General features: G+C 35.0%; 8 protein-coding genes. 4 read left to right on the top strand and 4 right to left on the bottom strand.

From position 1 onward, the window contains the following. Positions 1-140 precede the first annotated feature (140 nt). Complete coding sequence (locus J2X31_RS16925) at positions 141-593, top strand: hypothetical protein (RefSeq protein WP_310028492.1); 453 nt, start codon at positions 141-143, stop codon at positions 591-593. A 102-nt stretch (positions 594-695) separates the two neighbouring features. Here the strand turns inward: J2X31_RS16925 and arsB are convergent, their stop codons facing one another. Genes arsB through J2X31_RS16905 form a run of 4 tightly spaced genes read right to left on the bottom strand, consistent with a single transcriptional unit; the run spans position 696 to position 3218 of the window. After that, complete coding sequence (gene arsB / locus J2X31_RS16920; protein ID WP_310028491.1) at positions 696-1724, bottom strand: ACR3 family arsenite efflux transporter; 1029 nt, start codon at positions 1722-1724, stop codon at positions 696-698. Between the two features lie 3 nt (positions 1725-1727). Then, complete coding sequence (locus tag J2X31_RS16915; RefSeq protein ID WP_310028489.1) at positions 1728-2342, bottom strand: arsenate-mycothiol transferase ArsC; 615 nt, start codon at positions 2340-2342, stop codon at positions 1728-1730. A gap of 18 nt (positions 2343-2360) precedes the next feature. Further along, the gene (locus J2X31_RS16910) at positions 2361-2834 is read right to left on the bottom strand and encodes a DUF6428 family protein (RefSeq protein WP_310028486.1); all 474 of its coding nucleotides are present in this window, start codon (positions 2832-2834) and stop codon (positions 2361-2363) included. Between the two features lie 57 nt (positions 2835-2891). Further along, positions 2892-3218 carry an ArsR/SmtB family transcription factor gene (locus J2X31_RS16905; protein WP_310028485.1) on the bottom strand — a complete coding sequence of 109 codons (327 nt, stop codon included), beginning with the start codon at positions 3216-3218 and terminating at the stop codon, positions 2892-2894. Positions 3219-3658: 440 nt separating this feature from the next. On the opposite strand from J2X31_RS16905, the gene J2X31_RS16900 reads away from it, so the two are divergent. The 3 genes from J2X31_RS16900 (at position 3659) to J2X31_RS16890 (ending at position 10506) form a co-directional block, all read left to right on the top strand. Further along, positions 3659-6133 (top strand): T9SS type A sorting domain-containing protein, encoded by a 2475-nt coding sequence (locus J2X31_RS16900; protein WP_310028483.1) that lies wholly within the window; start codon positions 3659-3661, stop codon positions 6131-6133. A 549-nt stretch (positions 6134-6682) separates the two neighbouring features. Beyond that, complete coding sequence (locus tag J2X31_RS16895; RefSeq protein WP_310028482.1) at positions 6683-9124, top strand: T9SS type A sorting domain-containing protein; 2442 nt, start codon at positions 6683-6685, stop codon at positions 9122-9124. A gap of 263 nt (positions 9125-9387) precedes the next feature. Further along, on the top strand, positions 9388-10506 hold the full coding sequence (locus tag J2X31_RS16890) for a vWA domain-containing protein (protein ID WP_310028481.1): 1119 nt from the start codon (positions 9388-9390) through the stop codon (positions 10504-10506). The last annotated feature ends 130 nt before the right edge of the window (positions 10507-10636 follow it).

Below are 10636 nucleotides of genomic sequence, written 5' to 3'. Positions count from 1 at the left end.
TAGTTTAAATATTTAATTGTCAGAGATTTAAATATACTAAATTTTACCTTTTTGTACAATATTTTTAGCCTAAATTATTAATCGAGTTCAGGTTTTTAGGTAACCTTATTCATAAAAAAACCAGAGACAAAAAACCGCTTTTGGAACGATTGCTTTATCGAGTGGATGGACAAAACAATCAAAAGATGATTTCGCTTTTATGGAAAATATGGTTTGTATCGGGTTATAAAGAGCTCGATCCAGAACACAACAAGCTCATTAGTATTACCGAAAACAGCCCTGTGATTTTGGACTACCGTTCCGACAAAAAGTTAGGCTTTCATACCGATAATGCAGGAATTGACTGGAATTTTAAGCAAAACACGATAGATGTGAACCTAGTAGTAGGTACAGGTGTTTATCAAACCTCTCAAGCCCCTGATGGCGAAGGAGGCATTAAAATCATAACCAAAGAAGTTAACGAAACTTTCCAGTACAGCTATCATCCCTTTTCTCCCATAGCTTTTCATATTTTTATACTTTTGTGTAAACCTATTTCGGGACAAGACATGACATTTGACACGAGCAAAATGCTCGTGCCCAAAAAAAATTGAAAGTACGATTTACACCCGAGGCTTTAGCCTAGCTGAAACAAGAGTGACTCACTCTAACTGTCGCGGATAAAAAGGAATGTGTGTATTGGATTTTATTCTTATCTAATAATATTTATTCTTCAGCCACAAACTCACCCTTACCAGCAAAATCAAAACAGGCACTTCAACCAAAGGGCCAATAACACCAACAAATGCTTGTGGCGAATGGATGCCGAAAACGGCTATGGATACTGCAATTGCCAATTCAAAATTATTTCCTGTTGCAGTAAATGCAATGGAGGCATTTTTATCATAAGGCACTTTCAACGCTTTGCTGATGAAAAAGCTGATGAAAAACGTGAGCACAAAATAAAGAACCAACGGAACGGCTACTTTCACAACATCAAAAGGCAGTTCTAAAATTTTATCGCCTTTTAGACTGAACATTAGCACTATCGTGAACAGCAAGGCATACAATGTGATGGGCGAAATGGCCGGAATAAATTTTCTGTTGAACCATTCTTTTCCTTTTGATTTAATCAAGAAATAACGGCTCAAAAAACCTGCAATAAATGGGATGCCCAAATAAATGAAAACACTTTCGGCAACATCCTTCATCGGAACGGTTATGGTAAAATTACCCAATCCGAGTTTTTGTGGCAACACGTTGATGAACAACCAGGCATAGAAACTATAGAAAACCAGCTGAAAAATACTGTTTAGGGCTACTAATAAGGCAGCATATTCTCTGTTTCCTTTGGCCAAATCGTTCCAAACCAACACCATAGCAATGCATCGTGCCAAGCCAATCAAAATCAATCCAATCATATAATCGGGTTCGTCTTTTAGGAAAATAATCGCCAAGACAAACATTAAAACAGGGCTGATAATCCAATTCAGCAGCAAGGAAACCGACATGACTTTTTTGTCCTTGAACGCCATCGGTAATAAGGAATAGTCCACTTTTGCGAGAGGCGGATACATCATTAAAATTAAACCAAGGGCCAATGGAATATTGGTAGTTCCAACCGAAAGTGAGTTGGTTATGTTGGAAATAGTAGGGATGAAGTAGCCCAAACCAATACCCAAAAGCATGGCTAAAAAAATCCAGAGGGTAAGGTAGCGGTCGAGGAATTTTAGTTTTGGTTGCATCGTTTACTTTTTGATTTGAGAGAAAACAAAGAACATTTCTGAAGCTATTTGCAAACTTCTTTCTGCATAAACTTTGGTTTGTTCGGGAGTATTGTCGGAAATTTTTGGGTCTTCAAATGTGATGGGAATTCGCTTTTCGGCACCAGCAATAAAAGGACAACCTCCGTCGGCTTGTGAACAAGTCATAACTGCAGCAAATGAAGAGGATGGATTAAAAGAGGCGTCGTATTTTTTTGAAAATCCAAAAATGGGCAAACTGTTCTCATCAAATTTGATGGCATAGATGGGATTTGGATCACTTGAAAGTTTAAGTACTTCAAGCCCTTGATTGGTGAATGTTTCAGCTACTTTTGGGAACAAAGCGGTTTCTTCTGTTCCACCCGAATAGCAAACCACATTTGAAATTTCATAATAGGATGCTGCAACCTGAGCCCAAACTTGCGAAAGATGGCTTCTTCGAGAATTGTGGGTACAAATAAAGTTGATGTTTATAGGCAAATTAAGGGTAGCTTTTTGCTGAATATAATCAATCAGAGGTTGTAATACAGCTTTTCGCTCTTCGCTAATATTTTGCTGTTCTCGTAAAACCGAAATGGTATTTGATAATTTTTGATACATAATAGTAGGGTTTAAATTTTAGCAACATCCACCACCTGGAGTGCAAGAGTTTGTATTGTTTACAGGCAATTCTGATAGATTTTTCTTTGCTTTTTCTGATGGAATTCCGCATGCATCCTGAGCTAAACAAGCGGTTGTTTTGTTGTGCAGTACAAATGTTTTTCCGTTAAATTCCAAATCATATTTGCCGATGGTGTTGCTCTGATATTCTACTTCTATTTCGAAATCCTCAATGCCTAATTTTTCTTCGGAAAGTTTGATGATGTTCAGCAATTTGTTTGGTTTCAAACGATGTTCAAAATCGTCGGCATTCCACAATTGAAAATTCACCACTTTCTCTGTACGGATTACACCGCCACAATCGATAAAATTTTTGGTAATCATTCCAACTTCGGTTACATGAAAATGTTCAGGAACAAAAGTTCCGTTTTCTAACTGGAATTCAACATTTTCTAATGTTGGCAAAATCTGTTTTACTTCTGATAATTTCATTTTTATTCTTCTTATAGTTTAAATGCAATATTGCGATATAGTCAATTAAAAAAATGCTTAACAACATTTGGCTTCCGAAACGGTCTGTATAATTTTCGAGAAATAGGTATTCAAAATCTCAAAGGTTTTCTCATCAATACAATAGCAAATAGAGTTTCCATCAATGCTTCCTTTTATTAATCCTGCATTCTTTAACTCTTTTAAGTGTTGTGAAACTGTGGGTTGTGCTAATGGGAGTTCGTTTACAATGTCTCCACAGATACATTCGTTCACCTTCATCAAATGTTCGATGATGGCAATTCTTGCAGGATGTCCCAATGCTTTTGCAATGGTTGCAATTTGGTTTTGCTGGTCAGTAAAATGTTCTGTTTTTGAGGCTCCCATGATTATATCAATTCAATATTGCAATATTACGATAATTATTTTACCAAGCAAATTTTATTTTTTTATTTGATGAAGTTTTGGAGCGTATTACTTTAACTAAAAATTAATAACCGTTAGCATCACATTATTTGCCTTATGGCGTAATTTTATGCGATATGAAAACGAACAAAAGAAAAGGGTTTAAATTCACTTCCTATCAGGCTCCAAACCTGTAGCAACAAGCCCTGAACCAGATTTTTGTAAACCTAAACAAGAGGGATTCAGAGCAATCACAACACTAAATATAGTGGGGCTGGTGATGAGTTTTGGGCGAGTTGCGTGAGTTTCAACACGGCGACGGACTCGAAACTTATATTTTCAACTAAAAAAAAACACTTAAAAACTCTTTTATTGTTCGCTATTAACAATTATTTATTTACTTTACAGTAAAACTTTATCATATGAAAAAAATAGTATTCTTATTATTTCAAGTATTTATTTTAAATGCCCAAAACGCAACAGATGTTGATTTAGCATTTGGACAATATCCTGGTTTTGACCAACCAGTATATGCAGTCGAAAGGCAACCCGACGGAAAAATTTTGGCAGGAGGCACTTTTGTTTCTTTGGATGGAGAAGATCAGAATTACCTTGTTCGGTTAAATCCTGATGGAACAAAAGACACCTCTTTTGATATTGGTTCAGGTTTTAACAATTATGTAAATGTGATTTATGTTCAAACAGACGGAAAAATTCTTGTTGGAGGAGATTTCACTACCTATCAAGGAGTTGAGCAAAAGAGAATAATTCGATTAAATGCTGATGGAACAAAAGATACTACTTTTGATATTGGTTCAGGGTTTAATGGTCCAGTACTTAATATAAAGGTTCAATCGGATGGGAAGATAGTAGTTGCAGGATATTTTACATTATTTAATGGACAGCCACAGAACAATCTTGTTCGACTCAATTCTGATGGAACACAAGATACTACTTTTGATATTGGTTCTGGTTTTGATGAACGGATACTTGCTCTAGAACTTCAAGCAGATGGAAAAATCCTTGTTGGTGGTTACTTCCAACAATTTCAATCCCAGGAACAAAAGGTGATTGCACGATTACATCCAGATGGTTCATTAGATAATTCTTTTGATGTCGGCATAGGATTTTATGGGGTTATTCACACTATTAACATCGATGATAATGGTAAAATATTTGCAGGAGGAGAATTTAGTTCATTTCAAGGAAATGATCAAAATAATTTAATAAGATTAAATTCTAATGGAACACAAGATATGACTTTTGATATAGGAACTGGTTTCAATGATATAATTAGAGCAATAGTTTTCCAAGAAGATGGTAAAATTGTTATCGGAGGACATTTTACAACCTATCAAGGAACAACTCAAAACGGAATAATACGATTAAATAGTGATGGTGTTAAGGATAATGGTTTTGTTGGTAGTGATAATTATTTGTATGTTTCCGATTTATTTTATTTTGACCAAAAAATACTAGTGTCTGCTCAATTTTCTGCTTATTTTGATTATGGCAAAAGAGGATTAATTCAGTTAACCGATAGTGGGATTGCAGACACTACTTTCAATCTGGGGGCTGAGAGTGAACCTGGATTCAATGATAGAATAACAAAAATTCAATATCAGAATGATGGAAAGATAATTGTTGGTGGTTCATTCACTAAATTTAAAAATCAAACACAAAATAGATTAATTCGTTTTAATATTGATGGCACTACAGATACAACCTTTGATATCGGCACAGGCTTTAATAGTCAAATAAGAGATTTTCATCAACAGTCAGATGGAAAAATTTTAGTTGGGGGTTTTTTTACATCCTACCAAGGTGAAGTACAAAATAGGCTTATTAGGTTAAATTCCGATGGATCGAAAGACCCTACTTTTGATATAGGTACTGGCTTTCCGAGTTATATAAGTAGTGTTTATAGTCAACCTGATGGTAAAATCATTGTAAGTGGTGCTTTTACTTCTTTTAATGGGCAACCTGAAGACTATTTGATAAGATTAAATAATGATGGAAGCAAGGATACCTCATTTAATTTGCCAGGTATGTTTTTGGGAGTGGTATATGCCATTTGCCAACAGCCAGATGGAAAAATACTACTCGGAGGAAGTTTTTTTGCAAATACTCAAGATTATCTTTTAAGATTAAATACGGATGGCAGTATTGATGATTCCTTTAATATTGGAGCAGGATTTAATGCACCTATTCTTGATGTTGCTCTTCAAACCGATGGAAAAATACTTGTTGGAGGATGGTTTACAGAATTTCAAGGACAGCCACAAAATAAACTGATACGTTTAAATAGCAATGGAAGTAAGGATACTACTTTCGACATAGGTGCCGGATTTGAAGGAGATTTATATTCCATAGGGATACAACAGGATGGTGTATATTCCATAGTTACACAACAGGATGGTAAGATTTTAGTTGGAGGGGATTTTACAACCTTTCAAGGACAGTCTCAAAATAGAATTATACGATTGAACTCGGATGGAGCTAAAGATACTTCTTTTGATATAGGAAACGGTCCGAATAACCTAATTAGTGGTATTATAGTTCAACCTGATGGTAAAATTTGGTTGGGAGGGTATTTTACTAATTTTGGTGGTACTGTTAGTTCATCCTTGGTTCGCTTGTATGGTGATAGTGTTTTGTCACGGTCAGAAGTTGATAGCAATTCACTTATTGTGTTCCCAAATCCTGTGCAATCGATACTAACAATTAATGCAACAACTAAAATTGAAAGTTTAGGGATTTATGATAGTAGTGGTAAAAACATTTTGAATAAGTTTGACAGTAATTCAGTTAATGTATCGGATCTCAATCCAGGTTTATATTTATTGAAAGCTTATACAGAAGGAAAATTTATTACTAAAAAGTTTATCAAGCAATAACTGGTTTGATAGGATATTCCATTGTTATCTGAAAGATTTATAAAACTCAAATAACAATCAGAGCATTTTATATAATTTATTAGTACAAAACTAAAATAAGTCAGAACAGAATTTTAATTTTGGTTCTGACTTTATTTTTTTAAGATTTGACCTGCCGACTATTCTCAATAGTCCATATTTAACTTCATTGTCTAACACTTACTTTAACTAAAAATTAATAACCGTTAGCTTCAAACTATTTGCTTATGACGTAATCTTATGCGATATGAAAACGAACAATAGAAAAGGGTTTAAATTCACTTCCTATCAGGCTCCGAACCTGTCGCAACAAGCCCTGAACCAGATTTTGTAAACCTAAACAAGAGGGATTCAGAGCAATCACAACACTAAATATAGTGGGGCTGGTGATGAGTTTTGGGCGAGTTGCGTGAGTTTCAACACGGCGACGGACTCGAAACTTATATTTTCAACTAAAAAAAAACACTTAAAAACTCTTTTATTGTTCGCTATTAACAATTATTTATTTACTTTACAGTAAAACTTTATCATATGAAAAAAATAGTATTCTTATTATTTCAAGTATTTATTTTAAATGCCCAAAACGCAACAGATGTTGATTTAGCATTTGGACAATATCCTGGTTTTGACCAACCAGTATATGCAGTCGAAAGGCAACCCGACGGAAAAATTTTGGCAGGAGGCACTTTTGTTTCTTTGGATGGAGAAGATCAGAATTACCTTGTTCGGTTAAATCCTGATGGAACAAAAGACACCTCTTTTGATATTGGTTCAGGTTTTAACAATTATGTAAATGTGATTTATGTTCAAACAGACGGAAAAATTCTTGTTGGAGGAGATTTCACTACCTATCAAGGAGTTGAGCAAAAGAGAATAATTCGATTAAATGCTGATGGAACAAAAGATACTACTTTTGATATTGGTTCAGGGTTTAATCACCTAGTACTTGATATAAAGGTTCAATCGGATGGGAAGATAGTAGTAGCAGGATATTTTACATTATTTAATGGACAGCCACAGAACAATCTTGTTCGACTCAATTCTGATGGAACAAAAGATACTACTTTTGATATTGGTTCTGGTTTTGATGATGGGATATTTGCTCTCGAACTTCAAGCAGATGGAAAAATCCTTGTTGTTGGCTCCTTCCAACAATTTCAATCCCAGGAACAAAAGGTGATTGCTCGATTACATCCAGATGGTTCATTAGATAATTCTTTTGCCCTTAACAGTGAATTTAATGGGGCTATTTATACTATTAGTGTTGAGGATAATGGTAAAATACTATTAGGAGGAAGTTTTTCATCTCAAGGAAATAATCAAGATAATTTAATAAGATTAAATTCTGATGGGACAAAAGATATGACTTTTGATATAGGAACGGGTTTCGATAGTTTTATTAGAGCTATAACATTACAAGAAGATGGGAAAATTGTTGTTGGAGGAGGTTTTACAACCTATCAAGGAATAACTCAAAACGGAATTATACGATTAAATAGTGATGGTGTTAAGGATGATAGTTTTGTTGGTAATGATGATTATTTGTCTGTTAGAGATTTACTCTATTTCGAACAGAAAATATTTGTGGCTGGTTATTTTAATGACTATTTAGGTTATAGCAGAAAAGGATTAATTAAGTTAAATGATAATGGCACTAAAGACACTACTTTCAATCTGGGGGCTGAGACTGAACCTGGATTCAATGATAGAATTGCGAAAATTCAATATCAGAATGATGGAAAGATAATTGTTGGTGGAGCATTCACTAAATTTAAAAATCAAACACAGAATAGATTAATTCGTTTTAATAGTGATGGAACAAAAGATACAACCTTTGATATCGGTACAGGCTTTAATGATCAAATAAGAGTTGTTCATCAACAGTCAGACGGAAAAATTATAGTTGGTGGTTATTTTACATCCTATCAAGGTGAACTACAAAATAGGCTTATTAGGTTAAATCCCGATGGATCGAAAGACACTACTTTTAATATAGGCACTGGCTTTCCGGCTTATATAACTAGTGTTTATTGTCAAACTGATGGTAAAATCATTGTAGGTGGTGCTTTTACGTCCTTTAATGGACAGCAGGCAGGCTATCTGATAAGATTAAATTCTGATGGAAGCAAGGATACCTCATTTAATTTGCCGGGTATGTTTTTTGGAACTGTACATGCTATTTGCCAACAGCCAGATGGTAAAATACTACTCGGAGGAGGTTTTTTTACAAATAATCAAGATTATCTTTTAAGATTAAATACGGATGGCAGTATTGATGATTCCTTTAATATTGGAACTGGATTTAACTCGGTTATATGGGATGTTGCTCTTCAACCCGATGGAAAAATACTTGTTGGAGGATGGTTTACACAATTTCAAGGACAGCCACAAAATAAACTGATACGTTTAAATAGCAATGGAAGTAAGGACACTACTTTCGACATAGATGCCGGATTTGAAGGAGATATATTTTCCATAGAAACACAACCAGATGGTAAAATTTTAGTTGGAGGAAGCTTTACAACCTTTCAAGGACAGTCTCAAAATAGAATTGTACGATTGAACTCGGATGGAGCTAAAGATACTTCTTTTGATATAGGAAACGGTCCGAATAACTCAGTTAGTGATATTGTAATTCAACCTGATGGTAAAATTTGGTTGGGAGGGCATTTTACTGTTTTTGATGGTACTATTAGTTCATCTTTGGTTCGCTTGTATGGTGATAGTGTTTTGTCACGGTCAGAAGTTGATAGCAATTCACTTATTGTGTTCCCAAATCCTGTACAATCGATACTAACAATTAATGCAACAACTAAAATTGAAAGTCTGGGAATTTATGATAGTAGCGGTAAAAATATTTTTAATACGTTTGACAGCAATTCAGTTAATGTATCGAATCTTAGTCCAGGGTTATATCTAGTAAAAGCTTATACAGATGGAAATTTTATTACTAAAAAGTTTATCAAGCAATAAGTAGTTTTATAGAATCTTCTATTGTTATCCGAAAGATTTATAAAACTAAAATAACAATCTGGAGGTTGTAAATAATTTATTAGTAAAAAAAACATACTAAAAATAAGTCAGAACAGAATTTTAATTTTGGTTCTGACTTTATCTTTTTAGGATCCGACCGAGAGGCTATCCACAAGTATTTAATTTATTTCTCAATTACTTTAACTAAAAATTAATAACTGTTAGCATCGCATTATTTGCCTTATGGCGTAATTTTATGCGATATGAAAACGAACAAAAGAAAAGGGTTTAAATTCACTTCCTATCAGGCTCCAAACCTTTCGCCATTCGACAAGCTTTTTGAAATTTTCAAGGAGCTGATCGTTCATACTTCGGGCGATTTTGACGAGGCAATTGACTGGTTGCGGGAACTGGACACCGAATATAAACTCACCGATGAAAACTACACCATCGATGATTTTGTAGAAGATTTAAAGAAGAAAGGCTACGTCAAGGAAGAACTAAAAGGCGACGGCACTCAAGGAACAGGATTGACGGCAAAAACTGAACGCTTGATCCGTCAACAAGCCCTGAATCAGATTTTTGGGAATTTAAACAAGAGCGGTTCGGGCAATCACAAGACGAAACAGAGTGGGGCTGGAGATGAATTTACGGGTGAGTTGCGAGAGTTTCAATTTGGCGACAGCCTAGAAACCATTTCCCTGACCGAGAGTTTGAAGAATGCCCAAATCAACAACGGCATGGACGGTTTTAAAATTACCGAAAATGATCTGATTGTAGAAGATGCCCATTTCAAAGCTCAAATGAGTACGGTCTTAATGATTGACATTAGCCACAGTATGATTTTATACGGCGAAGACCGCATTACGCCTGCGAAAAAAGTAGCAATGGCACTTGCCGAATTGATCACCACACGTTATCCGAAAGATACATTAGACATCATTGTTTTTGGAAACGATGCATGGGTTATTTCCCTAAAAGATGTCCCGTACCTTACCGTAGGACCTTACCATACCAACACGGTAGCAGGTTTGCAACTAGCAATGGATATCTTACGCAGAAAAAGAAACACCAACAAGCAGATTTTTATGATTACCGACGGAAAGCCAAGCTGTGTCCGGGAAAAGGACGGCTCCTATTATATGAACAGCAATGGCTTGGACGAATACATCGTAGAGAAATGTTATACTCAAGCTGCCCAAGCCAGAAAACTACACATTCCCATAACGACTTTTATGATTGCAAACGACCCGTATCTACAAAGGTTTGTGAATAATTTCACGGAAGCCAATCAAGGAAAAGCATTTTATACTGGATTAAAAGGTTTAGGAGAGATGATTTTTCAGGATTATGAAGCGAATAGGAAGAAGAGGGTGAAATAAGTGATCAGTGATCAGTGTTCAGTCGCAGTTTGCAGTTTCAAGATGAAGTAAGGCAGTATAGTATTAAGATTGATGTATTAATTTTTAAGACAGAAGTATTAAGTAGTAAGACTTTGTAAAGCTTAATGAA

The sequence above is a fragment of the Flavobacterium arsenatis genome, from assembly GCF_031456785.1.
In the GTDB taxonomy this organism is placed as follows: domain Bacteria; phylum Bacteroidota; class Bacteroidia; order Flavobacteriales; family Flavobacteriaceae; genus Flavobacterium; species Flavobacterium arsenatis.
This window is presented reverse-complemented; position numbering and strand designations above follow the sequence as displayed.